The organism is Brachybacterium subflavum (genome assembly GCF_009299795.1).
Taxonomy (GTDB): Bacteria; Actinomycetota; Actinomycetes; order Actinomycetales; family Dermabacteraceae; genus Brachybacterium; species Brachybacterium subflavum.
In genome coordinates, this window is record NZ_VIGP01000001.1 from 395192 (window position 1) to 411969 (window position 16778).

16 protein-coding genes are annotated in these 16778 nt (G+C 72.6%); 4 read left to right on the forward strand and 12 right to left on the reverse strand.

Annotated elements, in window-relative coordinates; genetic code table 11:
• Nucleotides 1-24: 24 nt before the first annotated feature.
• From FHG10_RS01665 to groL, 3 genes are all read left to right on the forward strand, one after another.
• Nucleotides 25-321 (forward strand): DUF3263 domain-containing protein, encoded by a 297-nt coding sequence (locus FHG10_RS01665; protein WP_152351594.1) that lies wholly within the window; start codon nucleotides 25-27, stop codon nucleotides 319-321.
• Between the two features lie 69 nt (nucleotides 322-390).
• Nucleotides 391-957: a LytR C-terminal domain-containing protein gene (locus tag FHG10_RS01670; protein ID WP_152351595.1), complete on the forward strand. Its 567-nt coding sequence runs from the start codon at nucleotides 391-393 to the stop codon at nucleotides 955-957.
• Nucleotides 958-1321: 364 nt separating this feature from the next.
• The gene (gene groL, locus FHG10_RS01675; protein WP_152351596.1) at nucleotides 1322-2959 is read left to right on the forward strand and encodes a chaperonin GroEL; all 1638 of its coding nucleotides are present in this window, start codon (nucleotides 1322-1324) and stop codon (nucleotides 2957-2959) included.
• Nucleotides 2960-3224: 265 nt separating this feature from the next.
• On the opposite strand, the gene FHG10_RS01680 is transcribed toward groL, so the two are convergent.
• The 6 genes from FHG10_RS01680 to FHG10_RS01700 form a co-directional block, all read right to left on the reverse strand.
• Nucleotides 3225-3743 carry a GNAT family N-acetyltransferase gene (locus tag FHG10_RS01680; RefSeq protein WP_193636158.1) on the reverse strand — a complete coding sequence of 173 codons (519 nt, stop codon included), beginning with the start codon at nucleotides 3741-3743 and terminating at the stop codon, nucleotides 3225-3227.
• Between the two features lie 281 nt (nucleotides 3744-4024).
• Nucleotides 4025-4858 (reverse strand): energy-coupling factor transporter transmembrane component T family protein, encoded by an 834-nt coding sequence (locus FHG10_RS01685; RefSeq protein WP_152351598.1) that lies wholly within the window; start codon nucleotides 4856-4858, stop codon nucleotides 4025-4027.
• Entirely contained in the window at nucleotides 4855-6606 is a 1752-nt protein-coding gene (locus FHG10_RS01690; RefSeq protein ID WP_406565145.1) for an ABC transporter ATP-binding protein, read from the reverse strand. Before FHG10_RS01690 ends, FHG10_RS01685 begins: the two co-directional genes overlap by 4 nt.
• A gap of 188 nt (nucleotides 6607-6794) precedes the next feature.
• Entirely contained in the window at nucleotides 6795-7349 is a 555-nt protein-coding gene (locus FHG10_RS01695) for an ECF-type riboflavin transporter substrate-binding protein (protein WP_152351599.1), read from the reverse strand.
• Complete coding sequence (locus FHG10_RS18365; RefSeq protein WP_264674016.1) at nucleotides 7346-7534, reverse strand: hypothetical protein; 189 nt, start codon at nucleotides 7532-7534, stop codon at nucleotides 7346-7348. Before FHG10_RS18365 ends, FHG10_RS01695 begins: the two co-directional genes overlap by 4 nt.
• A complete protein-coding gene (locus tag FHG10_RS01700) occupies nucleotides 7531-8262 on the reverse strand; it encodes an SAM hydrolase/SAM-dependent halogenase family protein (RefSeq protein WP_264674017.1) in 732 nt (243 codons plus the stop codon). The genes FHG10_RS18365 and FHG10_RS01700 overlap by 4 nt, the downstream gene beginning before the upstream one ends.
• A gap of 213 nt (nucleotides 8263-8475) precedes the next feature.
• On the opposite strand from FHG10_RS01700, the gene FHG10_RS01705 reads away from it, so the two are divergent.
• Nucleotides 8476-9432: an MsnO8 family LLM class oxidoreductase gene (locus tag FHG10_RS01705; protein ID WP_319803196.1), complete on the forward strand. Its 957-nt coding sequence runs from the start codon at nucleotides 8476-8478 to the stop codon at nucleotides 9430-9432.
• Nucleotides 9433-9521: 89 nt separating this feature from the next.
• Here the strand turns inward: FHG10_RS01705 and FHG10_RS01710 are convergent, their stop codons facing one another.
• Genes FHG10_RS01710 through FHG10_RS01735 form a run of 6 tightly spaced genes read right to left on the reverse strand, consistent with a single transcriptional unit; the run spans nucleotide 9522 to nucleotide 16776 of the window.
• A complete protein-coding gene (locus FHG10_RS01710) occupies nucleotides 9522-10100 on the reverse strand; it encodes a GNAT family N-acetyltransferase (RefSeq protein ID WP_152351600.1) in 579 nt (192 codons plus the stop codon).
• Nucleotides 10097-11938, reverse strand: coding sequence for a dipeptide ABC transporter ATP-binding protein (locus tag FHG10_RS01715; RefSeq protein WP_152351601.1), 1842 nt, complete (start codon nucleotides 11936-11938; stop codon nucleotides 10097-10099). Before FHG10_RS01715 ends, FHG10_RS01710 begins: the two co-directional genes overlap by 4 nt.
• Nucleotides 11935-12831: an ABC transporter permease gene (locus FHG10_RS01720; RefSeq protein WP_152351602.1), complete on the reverse strand. Its 897-nt coding sequence runs from the start codon at nucleotides 12829-12831 to the stop codon at nucleotides 11935-11937. The genes FHG10_RS01715 and FHG10_RS01720 overlap by 4 nt, the downstream gene beginning before the upstream one ends.
• Entirely contained in the window at nucleotides 12828-13763 is a 936-nt protein-coding gene (locus FHG10_RS01725) for an ABC transporter permease (protein WP_152351603.1), read from the reverse strand. The genes FHG10_RS01720 and FHG10_RS01725 overlap by 4 nt, the downstream gene beginning before the upstream one ends.
• A complete protein-coding gene (locus FHG10_RS01730; protein ID WP_152351604.1) occupies nucleotides 13760-15457 on the reverse strand; it encodes an ABC transporter substrate-binding protein in 1698 nt (565 codons plus the stop codon). Before FHG10_RS01730 ends, FHG10_RS01725 begins: the two co-directional genes overlap by 4 nt.
• Nucleotides 15454-16776 carry an aminotransferase-like domain-containing protein gene (locus FHG10_RS01735; RefSeq protein WP_152351605.1) on the reverse strand — a complete coding sequence of 441 codons (1323 nt, stop codon included), beginning with the start codon at nucleotides 16774-16776 and terminating at the stop codon, nucleotides 15454-15456. Before FHG10_RS01735 ends, FHG10_RS01730 begins: the two co-directional genes overlap by 4 nt.
• Nucleotides 16777-16778 lie beyond the last annotated feature (2 nt).

A 16778-nucleotide genomic window follows, 5' to 3' on the forward strand; every position in this document is an offset into this window, starting at 1 on the left:
GTCGGCCGGCCGTAAGGTGGGTCCATGCCCGCTTCCGCCGACGTCCCTGCCGAGAACTCCGCCGAGCTCACCGAGCTCGACGAGAGCGCGGAGCTCACGGCGCAGGAGCGCGCGATCCTCGCGATGGAGGAGCGGACCTTCCGGTACGTCGGCGCGAAGGAGCGTCGGATCCGTGAGGAGCTCGCTCTCACCCCGACCGCCTATTTCGTGCGGCTGAACGCGCTTCTCGACCGGCCCGAGGCGCTGCGCGCCGCGCCCGCCCTGGTGCACCGGCTGCGCGCCCGGCGCGTGAGCGCGAGCGACGCCGGCCACGCCGCCTGAGCCGCGCCGCCGCCCGCGCACCGCGCGTGGCTCCCCGCTCCGTCGGCCCGGAGCTGGTTCAATGGGTCCGTGGCAGATTCCGAGTACCCCTACCCTCCGGACCAGTTCGACGAGGAGGCGACCGAGGTCGCCTACCACGGCGCGCATCGCGCCGAGGAGTCGTTCTGGCGCCAGAACCTCGTCTACCTGATCATCATCGCCGTCGCGGTGGTGGTCCTGCTGGTGCTGCTGTTCACCATCGGCGGGCTCGGGAAGTCGGGGGACGACCGCGCCGAGGCGCCCACCACCGCCGCGAGCTCGCAAGACGACTCCTCGAAGAGCGATGACGCCTCCGACGGCGGCGGCGAGGACCAGGCCGAGCCCGACAAGTCCACCCCCGTGCTCGTGATGAACGCGGGCGGGATCTCCGGCATGGCCGGCGCCTGGGAGAAGAACCTGACGGACGCCGGCTGGACGAAGGTCGGCATCGGCACCGCGGACAACGTCCAGCAGGAGAGCGTCGTCTTCTACCGCGACGACGAGGACAAGGCTTCCGCGCAGGCCCTGGCCGACGAGGTCGGAGCGGGCGACGCCCGCCAGAGCGACGAGTACGACAACCGCATCACCTTCGTCGCCGTCGAGCAGCCCGAGGACTGAGAGCGCAGCGCAGCCGCGCGCGCCGTGACGACATCGCGCAGGGGCCGGTCACCGAGGACGGTGGCCGGCCCCTCGTGCCTGCGGGGGTCACGAGGGATGCGGGGAGGATCCGTCGGCCGACGGGATGCGCCGACGGCGGAATCCCCGGGAGGGGTTAGCACTCCGAGGGGGAGAGTGCTTATGATGATCTGGCACTCGACGCCGACGAGTGACAGCGCCCGCAGGGCGCGATCGTCGGCGGAGAGCCAGGAGCATTCCGGCCCCGTGAGGGACCCGGCGCCGCGTGACGTGAACACGGCGCCTGGTGCCGTCCGTCGCGGGCACAGGGTCGGGTGGACACCACGGATACGGGAGAGATTCCACAATGGCCAAGCTCATCGCATACGACGAGGAGGCCCGGCGCGGTCTCGAGCGCGGGATGAACCAGCTCGCCGACGCCGTCAAGGTCACCCTCGGCCCCAAGGGTCGCAACGTCGTCCTCGAGAAGTCGTGGGGCGCACCGACCATCACCAACGACGGCGTCTCCATCGCCAAGGAGATCGAGCTCGACGACCCGTACGAGAAGATCGGCGCGGAGCTCGTCAAGGAGGTCGCCAAGAAGACCGACGACATCGCGGGCGACGGCACCACCACCGCCACCGTCCTCGCCCAGGCCCTCGTCAAGGAGGGCCTGCGCAACGTCGCCGCCGGCGCCAACCCCATCGCTCTCAAGCGCGGCATCGACAAGGCCGTCGCCGAGGTCTCCGAGACCCTGCTCTCGCAGGCCAAGGAGATCGAGACCAAGGAGCAGATCGCCCACACCGCCGGCATCTCGGCGGCCGACCCGGCCATCGGCGAGCTCATCGCCGAGGCCCTCGACAAGGTCGGCAAGGAGGGCGTGATCACGGTCGAGGAGTCCAACACCATGGGCCTCGAGCTGGAGCTCACCGAGGGCATGCGCTTCGACAAGGGCTACCTCTCGCCCTACTTCGTCACCGACGCCGAGCGCCAGGAGGCGGTCCTCGAGGACCCGTACATCCTCCTGATGAACTCGAAGATCTCGAACGTCAAGGACCTGCTGCCGCTGCTGGAGAAGGTCATCCAGGCCGGCAAGCCGCTCGCGATCCTCTCCGAGGACGTCGAGGGCGAGGCCCTCGCGGTCCTCGTCGTCAACAAGCTCAAGGGATCCTTCAAGTCGGTCGCGGTCAAGGCCCCCGGCTTCGGCGACCGCCGCAAGGCGATGCTCGAGGACATGGCGATCCTCACCGGCGGCCAGGTCATCTCCGAGGAGGTCGGCCTCAAGCTCGAGACCGCGGGCCTCGAGCTGCTCGGCCAGGCGCGCAAGGTCGTCGTCACCAAGGACGAGACCACGATCGTCGAGGGCGCCGGCGAGGCCGACCGCATCGCCGGTCGCGTCAAGCAGATCCGCACCGAGATCGAGAACTCCGACTCGGACTACGACCGCGAGAAGCTCCAGGAGCGTCTGGCGAAGCTGGCCGGCGGCGTGGCCGTCATCAAGGCCGGTGCCGCGACCGAGGTCGAGCTCAAGGAGCGCAAGCACCGCATCGAGGACGCCGTGCGCAACGCGAAGGCGGCCGTCGAGGAGGGTGTCGTCGCCGGTGGCGGCGTCGCGCTGCTGCAGGCGGGCAAGGACACCTTCGCCAAGCTCTCGCTCGAGGGCGACGAGGCGACCGGTGCGGGCATCGTGTCCGTCGGCATCGAGGCCCCGCTCAAGCAGATCGCCGTGAACGCCGGCCTCGAGGGCGGCGTCGTCGCGGAGAAGGTCAAGAACCTGCCGATCGGCCAGGGCCTGAACGCCGCCTCCGGCGAGTACGAGGACCTGCTGGCCGCGGGCATCATCGACCCGGTCAAGGTCACCCGCTCGGCGCTGCAGAACGCGGCCTCGATCGCCGGCCTGTTCCTCACCACCGAGGCCGTCGTGGCCGACAAGCCGGAGCCCGAGGCCCCGGCAGCCGGCGGCGGCGACATGGGCGGCATGGGAGGCATGGGCGGCATGATGTGATCCGCCTCCGGGCAGCAGCCCGGTGGTGATCGCCTCAGCGATCGCGACAGCTTCATCGCACGGTGCGGCCGCGTGACCAGCATGGTCACGCGGCCGCGCTGCTGTGTGCGGGGGCAGTGCGGGCCCGCGCCGTGGGCAGTGGCGCGCGCGGGCGAAGATGTGAGGCTGGCGAGCCACCAGAGCGCTCCGGTGGCTCGCCAGCCTCACATCTTCGTGCCCTCGCCGCTTCGTCCGCTGTGGGGAAGGAGACTGCCGCGCGCGTGCGTCATCCGCAGTTGCGGGACCGATCGGCACGCACCATCACGCTCCCGTTCGGCGTGGTGCGGACGGCCTCGAAGCCTCGGGATCTGTAGAGCGCGGTCGCGACCGAGTTCTCGGCGTCGGCATGGAGGCTGAGCGCGGGGAAGCCCAGCTCGCGCGCGAGCACGAGCAACTGGTCGATGAGGCCGCCACCGATCCCGACTCCCCGGACACGCTCGTCGACGGCCAGCACCAGCTCTGGGATCGTGTCCGCGACGAAGCCCGCCCTTGCGCTCTGTCGTGTGAAGAGCCGGAACCAGGCCGCCCCGCAGATCTCCAGGTCGCTTGAGTCGGCGATGGCCACTAGCCCCGCGTCCCCTGCGCGGGTCCCGAAGCCATCCACGTAGGAATCGGGATCTCCCGCGTCTTCGTGGGCCCGATAGGCAGCCTCGTCCCACGATCCGCGCCAGCGCCACGCCGCAAAGACCGCGCGCCGTAGCGCCTGTTCGTCGCCGGGCACTGCACGCCGCATCGCAATTCCCATGGCGTGGACCGTAGCAGCGAGTGGTCGCGGCGTCGCTCCGCGGCGACGTCCGAGCATCCCGTTGAGGACGTCATGAGCGGGGATCGCATCCGCCCCGCCGCCGCGCGTCGATGTCCAGCGTGGTCCCGGCATCATCACGCCCGGGAAGCGGTGTTGACCAGGATTTCTGACAAGAAGCGCAGGCGGATTCAAGGGGTCATCGTGGCCCGTGGCCCGTGGCCCGTGGCCCGTGGCCCGTGGCCAGCCGGCCTTCCGCAGCTGGTTGTCGACTCCGACTGAGGTCAGCCGACGAACGGGTTCCAGTAGCGCCCGCCGTTCGCGACGACCAGGAGGATCGCGAGGGCCACGAGCGCCGCGCCGAGGAGCATCGTGCCCACGTCGCGCGGGCGCATCGGTTTCACGTCGTACCAGGTGCGGCGGCGTCCGCGGCCGAAGCCGCGCAGCTCCATCGCGCTGGAGACCGTCTCGATCCGGTCCAGCGAGCCCAGCAGCAGCGGCATGAGCGTGGAGACCGCGTTGCGCACGCGCGTCGTGAGCCCCACCCTCCGCGAGATGTCGAGGCCGCGCGCCTGCTGCGCCTGGGAGATCGTGCGCATCTCGCGCTGGATGTCGGGGATGAAGCGCAGGGCGAGGGAGACGGCGAAGGCCACCTTGTACGGGACGCCGATGCGGGCGAGGGACGAGGCGAACTCGGGCGGGCGCGTGGTCGCGACGAACAGCAGCACCGCCGGCAGCATCGCGAAGTACTTGAGGGTGACGGCGAGCTGGTAGAACAGCTGCTCCTGCGTGAGGTCCCAGCGTCCGGGACCGTCGAGGAGGACGTGCCGGGCGCCCAGCAGCTCGCTGCCGTAGCCGGGGGCGAACACGAAGATCAGCAGGTTGTTGAGCACCATGAAGGTGAGGATGATCCAGAGCACCGTCGCGAGGTCCCGCAGGCGCACGCGGGAGAGCGCCCACCCGATCAGCGACAGCACGCCGAGGGCAGCCAGGAAGCGCACGTCGAAGCTGATCATCGCCGCGAGCACCATCGCGATCGTGAGCACGAGCTTCGCGGTGCCCGTGAGGGTGTGCAGGAGCCCGGGGCGCTCGACGTAGCCCAGCAGGGGAGCGGTCATCGGTCCAGCTCCTCGGTCCGCTCGGCCCGCTCAGCACGCTCGGCCTGCTCGGCTCGGTCGGCCCGCTCGCCTCGCGCAGCCCGCTCGGCGCGATCGGCGGCGACGAAGCGGTGGACGAGCGCGATCGGATCCGCGATGCCGCAGCGCCGGGCGAGGGTGAACAGACCCGTGACCACGAGGTCGGCGCGGGCGGCGAGCTCCTCATCGGTGAGCACGGCGGCGGGGTCCGCATCGGCGAGCAGCTGGCCGCCCGAGATCACGAGCACCCGGTCGGTGTACTCGAGGGCGAGGTGCATGTCGTGGGTGATCAGCAGGATCGTGGTGCCCCGGGCGTGGATCCGGGCGAGGAAGTCCATGAACTCGCTGTAGTGCGCGAAGTCCTGCCCGGCCGTCGGCTCGTCGAGGATCAGGAGCTCCGGCTCGAGCGCGAGCACGCACGCGATGCTCAGACGCTTCTTCTGGCCGTGGCTGAGCGCGGAGATCGGCCACGAGTGCATCGGCCGCAGGTCCGTCACCTCGAGCACCCGCGCTGTGCGCCGCTCGATCTCCTCGGCGTCGAGGCCGCGTGCTCGCAGGCCGAGGCGGAGTTCCTCCTCGAGCAGCGGCTGGGAGAGCATCTGGCCGGGCTCCTGGAGGACGAAGCCCACGTGGGCGCCGTGCTCGGCCAGGGGCCAGGAGGCCGCGTCGGACCCGCCGATCCGCACGACGCCCTCGGCGGCCTTCTCGAAGCCGCTGATCACACGCGCGAGCGTCGATTTGCCGGCACCGTTGGAGCCGACGAGGCCGAGCATCTCGCCGCGGCCGATCCGGGCCGTGACGTCCCGCAGCGCGCGAACATCGTCGGCATCGCCCGGGCGGCGCAGGATCGCGCCGACGCGCTCGAGGTCCAGGGCCGACGAAGTGGCAGCGTCCGCGCTTTCGCTGTCGCTGTCGCTGTCACGGTCGGGATGGGCAGAGGACGGCGACGACTCGTCGACCCACGTGCGGACGGCCTCGGCCTGGGCAGGGGTGAGGTCCATGCGCTCGAGGTCCGCCGGATGCTGGTCGGCCGTGACCGGGACGCCGGCGAGGCGCAGCGCCTCGACGTGCAGGGGAGGGCGGATGCCGTGCTCGCGCAGGAGCGGGGAGGCGAGCAGCGCGTCGGGCGGCAGATCCGCGACGATGCGTCCCTCGTCCATGAGCACGATCCGATCGAGCGGGCGATGCAGGAGGTCCTCGAGCCGATGCTCGACGATGATGACGGTGCGGCCCTGCTCGCGGTGCAGCTCATCGATGAGCTCGACGGCGGCGCGGCCGGCCGCGGGGTCGAGCATGGCGAGCGGCTCGTCGAACAGCAGCATCTCGACGTCGTCCACGAGCACCCCGGCGATCGCGACCCGCTGCTTCTGCCCGCCGGAGAGCTGCTGCGGGGAGGCGTCGAGGTGGTCGGCGATGCCGGCTGCGCGCGCCGCCTCGGCCACGCGGGCGGGCATCTGCGCGTGCGGGACCTGCTGGTTCTCGAGGCTGAAGGCCACGTCCTCGGCGACGGTCAGTCCCACGAACTGGCCGGAGGAATCCTGCAGCACGGTGCCCACGCGCCGGGAGGTCCCGATGATCGGGGCGGCGGCGGGGTCGGCGCCGAACACCTCGATGCTCCCGCTCGCCTCGCCCGCGTGGACATGGGGGACGAGGCCGTTCAGCGCCGCGAGCAGCGTCGACTTCCCGCAGCCCGAGGGGCCGACGACGGCGACCTTCTCGCCGCGGCGCACGGTGAGGTCGATGCCGCGCAGCGTGGGCTCGGACTAGGCGCGGTAGCGGAAGGAGAAGTCGCGGAGGCGGACGGGGACGTTCGCGCCTGCTGAGCTGGGCCGATCGGCTCCGTCGATGCCGTTGGGCTCTGCCCTCCCTGGGACGTCGCCGATTGCGCGTCTTCGGTCGCCCCGTGAGCTCTGGACGCTCACTTCTCGAGCGTCAGTGAGCCGGTGCGAGTGCGCGAGCGAGCGTAGATCCTGAGGATGATCCCGCCCAGGATTGCGGCGGTCACCGTGTTCACGACGAACGTGAACCCGGCTTGGGTGAAGACCTTCGACGCCGGTTCGCCCATGAAGAGCACATCCCCGACCGGCGCCCATATCAGCCAAGAGAGGGCGTTCGCGAGGAGCACAGCGAGTACGAAGCGCACGGTCGTCCTGGGTGAGAACTCGCCCTCGCGCACGTGGTTGTGCAGCATCACCAGGCCGACGACCAGTCCGAACACTGCCGAGGCTGTCTCCCAGGAGGGCCATACCCCGTATCCCGTGATGTCCACGAGAACGTGTCCGATGAGGCCCGCGAGCATGCCCACGACCGGCCCGTAGAGCACGGCGAAGACGGCGAGCAGGGCGAAGCGGAAGTCGATCGCCGAGTTCGGGATCGGGCTCGGGATCGCCAGGAATCTGCCCAGCACGAACGTGAGGGCCGCACCGATGCCGACGGCGACGACGCGGGTGACAGGGGAGATGCGAGTGCTCATGGACGACTCCGATGCTCGGACGGGGCGGGGACGGGGGCGTCCGCCGGATCGGCGGACGGCCCGACGGAGGGTGCGGGGCGGACGGGCTCGAGGGAGACCTTCCAGGACGACCCCGTGCCCAGGTCGAAGGCGCGGGCGTAGGAGCCCCGATTGATCGCGACCGCCATCCGGTCCAGCGAGTTCACGTAGATGAGGGACTCGCCGAGCTCGACCGCGGCGAAGCTCGGGGCATAGTCATCTGCGCGGAGTGGACCACGCGCCCCTGATGCCGGACGCGCAGCTGGACCCGCTCGCCGTGGCGGACCCCGAGCTGCGCGAACAGCGTGCGCGGGATCGAGGTCCACAGGGACCCGTACCGCACGTCGAGGACGTCGATGGATCCGTGGACGGTGCCCTCGCGCAGCGCGGGCTCGAGCAGGGGCAGGGCGACCATGCGCTCGAGCGGGACCTCGGGGCCGACGTCCTCGAAGGCGATCGCACCGGAGGCCAGGCGCGCGCCCGTGAGGGCGTAGATGTCACGGCCGTGGAAGGTGTACGACTCCTCGGAGCCGGCACGGCGGTTCACGGTCTCGTCGATCTGGCGCAGGGCGGTGACGCCGAAGATCGCGTGCAGGTGCGTGAGCGTGCCGTTGTCCGGTGTGACGACGAGGTGGCCCGTGGCGGTGCGCGCGACCACCGAGAGCCGGTCCGAGCCGACGCCGGGGTCGACGACGGAGACGAACACCGTGCCCTGCGGCCAGTACGAGACCACCTGGGCGAGACGGTACGAGCCCTCCCAGATGTCGTAGGGAGGGATGTTGTGGGTCAGGTCGTGGATGCGCAGATCGGGATCGACGCCGACGGCGACGCCCTGCATCGCGCTGACGGCGCCGTCGTCGAGTCCGAAATCGGATTGCAGGACGAGCGAGTTCACACGGGAAGTATCGCAGGCGCCCGGCCGTCGGACACGGCCTGCCCGGCGTCCGGTTCATCCGGGTTCATCGCCGGGCGGGGACGGGCCGACGAGCGGCGCCGGAGCGGCGCCGGAGAGTCGCGGGGCGGCTCGCGAGAGGCGTGGGGAGCGCCGATCTGCACCCGCCGGGAAGGTCTCGGGCACCTCGCGCGTTGGCAGGGGCTGAGGTTCTCCCTGCTCGACCGCTCCCGCACGCGCGAGGGGCGACCCGAGGCCGCCGCCCTGCGCGACAGCGTGGAGCGGGCCGTCGCGGCGGAGTCCCTGGGCTACCACCGCTTCTGGGTGGCCGAGCACCACGGTGTGCCGGGCATCGCGAGCGGCTCCCCGCCGGTGCTGCTCGCGGCGATCGGCCAGCGCACCCAGCGGATCCGGCTCGGCTCCGGCGGGGTGATGCTCCCCAACCACCGGCCGCTCGTCGTCGCCGAGCAGTTCCTCATGCTCGAGGCGCTCGCACCCTCTCGCGTGGACCTCGGGCTCGGCCGCTCGCTCGGCTTCACGGCGCCCGTGCGCGAGGCCCTCGGCCGCACCCGGATCACCGCCGACGAGTTCGCCGAGGAGGTCGCCCGCGTGCGCGAGCACCTCGAGGGCGAGGCGCCGGTCACTGCCCGCCCGGCCGGAGGGACCCCGCCGCCGATCCACCTGCTCGCCACCGGCTCCGGACTGCGCACCGCGGCCCGTCTGGGCCTCGCTGTCGTGGTCGGAGGCCCCGTGCTGCTCGCCGAGGACCTCGGGGAGCGGATCGCCGCCTATCGCCGGGAGTTCCGCTCGCATGCGGGCAGCGTCCCCCACGTGATGCTGTCGATGGACCTGCTGGTCGCCGACACCGACGCCGAGGCATGCGAGCTCGTCCTGCCCGAGATCTGGGCGATGGTCCGCTCGCGCGAGACCGGTGCCTTCCCGCCGCTCGAGAGCCCCGCGAGCATCCGGGAGCGCGCGCTCGCGGCGCGCGAGCGCGATCGGCTCGAACAGGGGCTCGAGGGCGCGTGGGCGGGCAGCGCGTCGTCGCTGCGTCCTCGTCTCGAGCGCCTCGTGGAGACCACGGGGGCCGACGAGATCCTGGCCTCCGGGGCGACCTTCGACCGCGCGGCGCTCGCGGACTCCGATGCCGCCGTCGCCGCGCTGCTGGGCTGAGCAGCCGGCCGCGCGGCTGAGCCGTCGGCCGGCGGGGCGGCCGGGTGTCGACCGGCCGGCGGATGCACCGGCCGGACGGGCCCTGGCGCTCAGCCCGCGGCCGGCGCGGCCAGCTCCTTGCGGAAGCACACGCTGATGCCGTCGGCCGGATCGTAGGGGGCGAAGACCTCCACGTGCTCCCAGCCCTCCCGCTCGTACAGCGCGATCGCGTCGGGCTGGCGGTTGCCGGTCTGCAGGAACAGCTCGCGCGCGCCGCGGGCGCGAGCGGCGTTCTCGAGGCGGGCGAGGATCGCGCGGGCGAGGCCCAGGCGGCGGAAGGCGGGGCCGACGAACAGGCGCTTGACCTCGAGGCGGTCGGGGAGGCGGCGCAGGGTGCCGGTCGCCGCGGCCTCGCCGTCCACGAGCGCGAGCACCACGGTCTCCACGTCATCGCCCGTGGGCCGTCCCGGAGGGGCCACGGCGCCGCGGATCGGCACGTAGCGCGGGCCGACCTCGGCGTCCATCGCGTCGCGCAGGCCCGCTGCCCGCGGATCCTCCCAGGAGACCTCCTCCCAGGAGATCGTCGGGGCCGCCTCCCATGCGGAGTCGGCCGCCCCAGCGGATCCGGATGCCGGAGCGGAACCGGATTGCCCGGCGGAGCCGGTCGGGGTGGTGCGGGTGTCGGTCATGCGGTGGCCTCCAGGATCTCGCCAGCGGCCCGCGTCGCCCCCGTCGCCCGCGCGTCGTGCGCGGGGATCGAGGCGAGCAGACGCTCGGTGTACTCGTGCTGCGGGGCGGCGAAGACGCGCGCGGTCTCGCCCTCCTCGACGACCTCGCCGCGGCGCAGCACGGTGAGGGTGTCGGCGACCTGCCGCACCACGCCCAGGTCGTGGGAGATGAACAGGTAGGTCAGTCCCAGGTCCCTCTGCAGGCGCACGAGCACCTCGAGGATCCCGGCCTGCACGGTGACGTCCAGGGCGCTCGTCGGCTCGTCGAGCACGAGCACCTCGGGCCGCAGCACCAGGGCGCGCGCGATCGCGACGCGCTGGCGCTGGCCGCCGGAGAGCGCCGTCGGACGACGTCCCAGCAGCTCGGCATCGAGCCGCACCGCCGCGAGCGCCCAGCGCACGCGCTCCTCGCGCTCGGCGGCATCGCCCACGCGGTAGAGGTGGAGCGGCTCGCGCACGATGCGCTCGACGGTGAAGCGGGGGTCCAGTGACGTGAAGGGGTTCTGGTGGACCAGCTGCAGGTCGCGGCGCAGGGCGCGCAGGGCGCGGGGGTCCGAGGGGTCCACGGCCCGGCCGTCGACCTCGAAGACACCCGCGTCCAGGCGCTCGAGCCCGAGCAGGGCCCGGGCGGCGGTGGTCTTCCCCGAGCCGGACTCGCCCACGAGCGCGTGCGTGGTGCCGCGAGGGATCGTGAAGGAGACGTCCGCGAGCGCCCGGACGCCGTGGTCCGCGGTGCCCCGGGAGGCTCCGCGCGCGCGGCCCAGCAGCCGGAAGGCGCCTCCGGAGCCCCGTCCGGCGGAGCTGCGGAAGGTCCGGGAGATCCCGCGGGCGGAGACCCGGGGTGCGGTGCCCGCAGCCGTCTCCGAGCCCCCGCCCCCGTCGGTCCCTGCGAGGTCACGCTCGGCGCGCAGCGGGGCGAAGCGATCGGGATGCAGACCCGGCACGTCGGCCTGCAGCCGCCGGGTGTACTCCGAGCGCGGGCGGGCGAAGACCTCCGCGGTGGGACCCGCCTCCTGGATGCTGCCGTGCGAGAGGACGACGACCTGCTGGGAGCGCTCGGCCGCGAGGGCGAGGTCGTGGGTGATCAGCAGCAGGCCGATGCCGAGCTCGTCCTGCAGGGACGTCAGCAGGTCCAGGATCTGCTTCTGGACCGTGACGTCGAGGGCGCTCGTGGGCTCGTCGGCCACGAGCAGGGCGGGGCCCGGGATGATCGCCAGCGCGATGAGCACGCGCTGCAGCTGTCCGCCGGAGAGCTGGTGCGGGTAGGAGGCGGCGATCCGCTCGGGATCCGTGAGGCCCGCTCGCTCGAGCCCCTCGCGCACGAGAGCCTCGCGTGCGGCCCGGCTGCGGGCGTCCGGCACGAGCGCCGCGGCCTCGAGGGCCTGGGAGCCGATGGTGCGCACGGGGTTCAGGGCGCTGCCCGGATCCTGTGGGACGAAGCCCAGCACGCGTCCGCGCAGGGGACGAAGCGCGCGCTCCGGAAGACGGGAGATCTCCCGTCCGCGCAGGCGGACGCTGCCCTCGACGCGGGCGCCGCGGCGCTCGAGCAGGCGCAGCACGGCGCGGGCGATCGTCGACTTGCCCGAGCCGGACTCGCCGATGAGGGCGAGGGTCGAGCCCGCGGGGACGGAGAAGGACACGTCGCGGACGACCTCGCGGGCCGCGGCGCGCTCGCCGTAGGCCACGGGCAGGTGCTCGACGGTCAGCAGGGGAGCGGCGCCGCCCTCGGTGTCTCGCTCGCCGGCGGCCCCTGCGTCGGGGCAGGTGTCGGTGCCGGTGTCCGTGTCGGTGGTGGTCATCGGTTCCTCTCGGTGTCGATGAAGCGGCTGAGACGGCTCACGGAGAGCACGACGATCGCGATCACGAGACCGGGCGCGATCACCAGCCAGGGCGCGTGCAGGAGGTGCTCGCGGCCGTCGGCCACCAGCAGGCCCCAGTCGGAGGCCGGCGGCGGATCGCCGTAGCCCAGGAACGCGAGGCCCGCGATGGTGAGGATCGCAAGGCCGAACTGGAGGACGGCGAGGGAGAGCACCGGGCGCACCGCGTTCGGCAGCACGTGGCGGATCAGGATGTACGCGCCGGAGCCGCCGTTCAGGCGGGCGGCCTCGATGAACACGCTCGTGCGCACGCGCAGCACCTCGGCGCGCATGAGTCGGGCGAACACCGCCACCGCGGAGACGCCGGTCGCGATCGCGGCGTTGCGGGTGTCGTACCCGAGGGCCGTGACCACGACGACGGCGAGCAGGAAGCTCGGGATCGCCAGCAGCACGTCGACCAGGCGGCCCAGGACCGCGTCGGCCCAGCCGCCCGCGTACCCGGAGACGAGGCCGATCGCCCCGCCCACGAGCACGCCGATCGCGACCGCGATCAGGGCGCTGGTCATCGAGGAGGCCGAGCCGTGGATGATGCGCGAGAGGAGGTCCCGGCCCAGATGGTCGGTGCCCAGCAGGTGCTGCCCGCCGGGAGGGGTGAACTTCCGGTCGGGCACGCCGACGGCCGGGTCCGCGCTCGTGAACAGGCCCGGCACGAGGGAGAACGCGAGCACGAGGAGGAGCACCGCGAGGGACAGCCACACGGTCGGGGGCAGGCGACGGAGGCTGCGGATCCGGGATCCTGCCTGCGCAGGGGCGCCGGCGGGCGCGTGCTCGGGCGAGCCCGAGGGATCGCCGGTGGTGAGGGCCGCTGCGGTCATGACGCCTCCCGAGGTGCGCGCAGCCGCGGATCCAGCAGCGGCAGCACGAGGTCGATGACGAGGTTCACGCCCACGAACACGGCCGCGGAGAGCACCACGGCGGCCTGCAGCACGGGCACGTCCTGGCTGGTCACGGCCTTCTGGACGACGGTGCCGATGCCGGCGCGCCCGAAGATCGTCTCGGTGATCAGCGAGCCGCCCAGCAGCTCGCCGACCACGAGCCCGCACACGGTGACCGTGGGCAGCAGGGAGGGCCGCAGCAGATGGCGGGCGAAGACCCGCACCGGGGCGAGCCCGCGGGAGACCGCGACCTCCGTGTGGTCGAGCGCGGAGGTCGTGTCCAGGGCGGTGATGAAGACCTGCGCGATCTGCGCGGACACGGGGATCGCGAGGGTCAGGGCCGCGAAGGCCGTGGAGCCGGCGGTCTCGGGATCGATGATGGAGAAGGCCCCGAGCTGCACAGCGAACACCTGGATCAGCACCAGGCCGATGAGGAAGTTCGGGGTGGACAGGAACACCGTGGGCAGCGAGCGCACGAGGCCGCCCAGGCGGCTCTCGCCCAGGCTCTGCGAGGCGAAGCCCAGGACCAGGGCGATCAGCAGCGCGAACACCATGGCGGTCGCGGCGAGGGTGAGTGTCGAGGGGATCGCCTCCGCGATCGTCGTCGACACCGGCGCCGAGGTCGCGAGCGAGATCCCGAGGTCGCCGCGCAGGGCGTTGCCGATCGAGAGGAGCAGCTGCACGAGCACGGGCTTGTCGAGGCCGTAGAACGAGCGGATCTGCGCCTTCTCGGCCTCGGAGTAGCCGGCCTGCGGGTTCTCGAGCTGCGCGCTCACCGGGTCCCCGGGGATCGCGGCGAGCACCAGGAACACGAGCACATAGGCCAGGGCGATGACGAGGACGGCCTGGGCGATGCGCTTGAGGGCGGTCATGAGCCCGCTCCCGTCTTCGTCGCCGCGTGGTACGAGGGGATGGCGACGGCGTTGACCGTGATGCCGGAGAGCTCGGGGGTCTGGACGTAGATGCGCTGGACGTTCTGCTCGAGCGGGATGAAGTAGGCCTGCTCGAGGACGTGCTGCGAGAGCTCGTCGATCACCCCGGCGCGCTCCGTGCGGTCGGCGGTGCCGGCCACCTGGCCGGCGAGATCCACGAGGCGCTCGTCGGAGTCCTCGAGGGCGAACCAGTCCTCGCCGTCGGCCGTGATCACGCCCGCCACGGTGCCCGCGTCCACGAAGCTGCGGGTGACCTCGGCGAGGCCCTGGTCGGGATTGTCCTCGACCTTCCCGGAGTAGCCAGCGACGTCGATCTTCTGGGTCGCGACGCGGATGCCCAGACGCCCCAGCTGCTGGGAGATCAGCTCGGCCTCGGGCACGGAGCCGGTGAGGTACGGGGTCGGGTAGAGGGTGAACCCGAGCTCGGTGCCGTCCTTCGTGCGGTAGGCGTCGTCGGAGCGCCCGGTCCATCCGGCGTCGTCGAGCAGCTGCGCGGCCGAGTCCGGGTCGTAGGGGAAGAGGTCGGAGTGGTCCTCCGCCTCGGGGACGCTCGACTGCAGCCAGCTCGTCGCGCTCTCCCAGTCCTTCGTGAACACGGTGCGCAGGATCTCGTCGCGATCGATGCCGCGGGAGATCGCGCGGCGCACGCGCACGTCGTCGAAGGGCGCCACGTTCGTGCGCACCCGGAAGCCGTGGGTGAAGCCGAGATAGCGCGGCACCTCGATCGTGAAGCCGGCCTCCGTGAAGGAGTCCAGCACCTGCGGGTTCACGTTGTAGGACACGTCGCTCTGGTGGGCGCGGGCGGCGGAGGCGCGCAGGGTGTCGTCCGGGAGCACCTTGAAGGTGAGCTTCCTCAGGGCGGCGGCGCCGCTGCGGCCGAGCACGGGCGGCGCCCAGTCGTAGTCCTCGCGGCGCACCAGGGTGACGTGGTCGCTCGCGGCCCAGGAGTCCAGCACGAAGGGGCCGCTGCCGATCTGGTGGGCGAGGTCCGACTGCTCGCCGAGGGAGCGGGCGACGGACTCGGGGCTCAGCAGCAGGCACCCGTGGTAGCCGAGGGTCGGCAGGAAGGAGAGGGACGGGGCGGTGAAGCGCACGTGCACGGTGCGCTCGTCGAGCGCCTCGGCCCCGTCGTAGGTCGAGCCGGGGAACAGGCCCACCTTCGCGATGCCCGCGTCGGGCCGGCCCTTCGCCCAGACGTCGAGGTTCGCGACCACCGCGTCGGCATTCAGGGTCGTGCCGTCGGAGAAGGTGACGCCGTCCTTCAGGTGCAGCGTGAACTCGGTGGAGTCGCTCGCGACGTCCCAGCTCTCGGCGATCCAGGGGGTGATGGTCCCCTTCTCGTCCGTGTGGACGAGCTTGTCGGTGAGCTGCTGCCAGACGTTCGCCTCGTAGCTCGAGATCGCGCTCTTGGAGGGTACCCGTCCGCCGTCGAGGTTCGAGATGAGGAAGGTCAGCTCGTCCTCGGGCGTCTCGGAGCCGTCCGCCGCATGGGCTGCCTCGAGCGCGCAGCCCGCGAGGGGCAGGGCGGCGAGGCCCAGCGCGCCCGCGCCGATCCCGCGCAGCAGTCGCCGGCGGGTGACATCGGGGCCGACGGGGCTGGCGCCCGCGGGGGCGGGGTCGACGGGCCGGGTCACCCTCGGGCCTCCGGGGCAGACAGTGCCGCGGCGAGGCGCTCGGCTCCCCCGCGCAGGCGCTCCGGGGACAGGTGGCTGATCCCGACGCGCAGCGCGCCGCGATCGTCGGCCGGGCCCTCGCCCTCCCAGAAGAAGTACCGGCCCAGCACGGCGTCCGTCCCGGTCCGCTCGCGGGCCACGCGCTGGGCGGCGGCGAGATCGATGCGCTCGTCGTGCACCCGCACCCAGGCGAAGATGCCGCCCGTGCGGTGGACGACCTCGACGCCGCCGGGCACCTGCTCGTCCAGGATCGAGGTCACGAGGTCGAAGCGCTCGGCGTAGGCGGTGCGGGCGCGGGCGGCGATCGCGTCGAAGCCGCGTGGGGCGAGCGGACCGTCGCCGGGAGCGGGGTGCGCGGACGAGCCGGCCCCGAGGACCCTCTCGACGATCGCCTGCACGAGCACCGAGGAGTGCTGGTCCTGGTTCGCGCGCAGCCGCGTCACGGGGCCGACGAGCCACGACGGCAGTGCGAGCCAGCCCAGCCGCAGGCCGGGCCCGAGCACCTTGGAGAAGGTGCGCACGTGGACCACGCGGTCCGAGCCCAGCGGGTAGTCGGGCAGCGAGGGGCCGTCGAAGCCGAGCGAGTGGTACGCGTTGTCGGAGACGATCACGAAGCCGAAGCGCTCGGCGAGCTCGACGAGGCGCGCGCGCTCGGCCGGGGCGGTGACGTACCCGGTGGGGTTGTGGTGATCGGGCACCGTGTAGAGCAGCTTCGGGCGCTCGCCCGCGACCAGCCGCGCCTCGAGCGCGTCGATGTCGAAGCCGTTCTCCGAGAGCCGCAGCGGGATGAGCCGGGGCCGCTTGTGCTGCAGGTCGCGGAAGATCAGGGGGTAGGTGGGGTCCTCGACGATCACCGCGTCGCCCTCGTCGAGCAGGGCGTCGAACAGCAGCGAGAGGCCGTGGAAGGCGCCGTTCGTGATGATGATCCGCCCGGGCTCCGCGCCCTCGCGCCGACCGATCCAGTCGCGCAGGCCCGCCAGACCCGGGCTCTGGGAGTACTGGAGGGCCGCGGCGAGGGCCGACGAGTCGGCGGTGAGGTCCTCGGCCGCGTGGCGGATCTGCGCGAGGGGCAGCAGGTCCTCGCTCGGGGCGCCGCCGAGCAGCGGGATCGAGCCGGCCGGCAGCGAGGAGGCCTTCCCGAAGCCCCGCGCGCGGTCCTCGCGCGAGCCCAGGTCGGAGAGCAGTGCGGAGGGGGAGAGCGCCACAGTGGGATCGGCGCCGGTCGCCGTGCTCGCCGTGTTCGCCGTATTCGCAGTGTTCGCGGTGGTCGCAGTGTCCATCG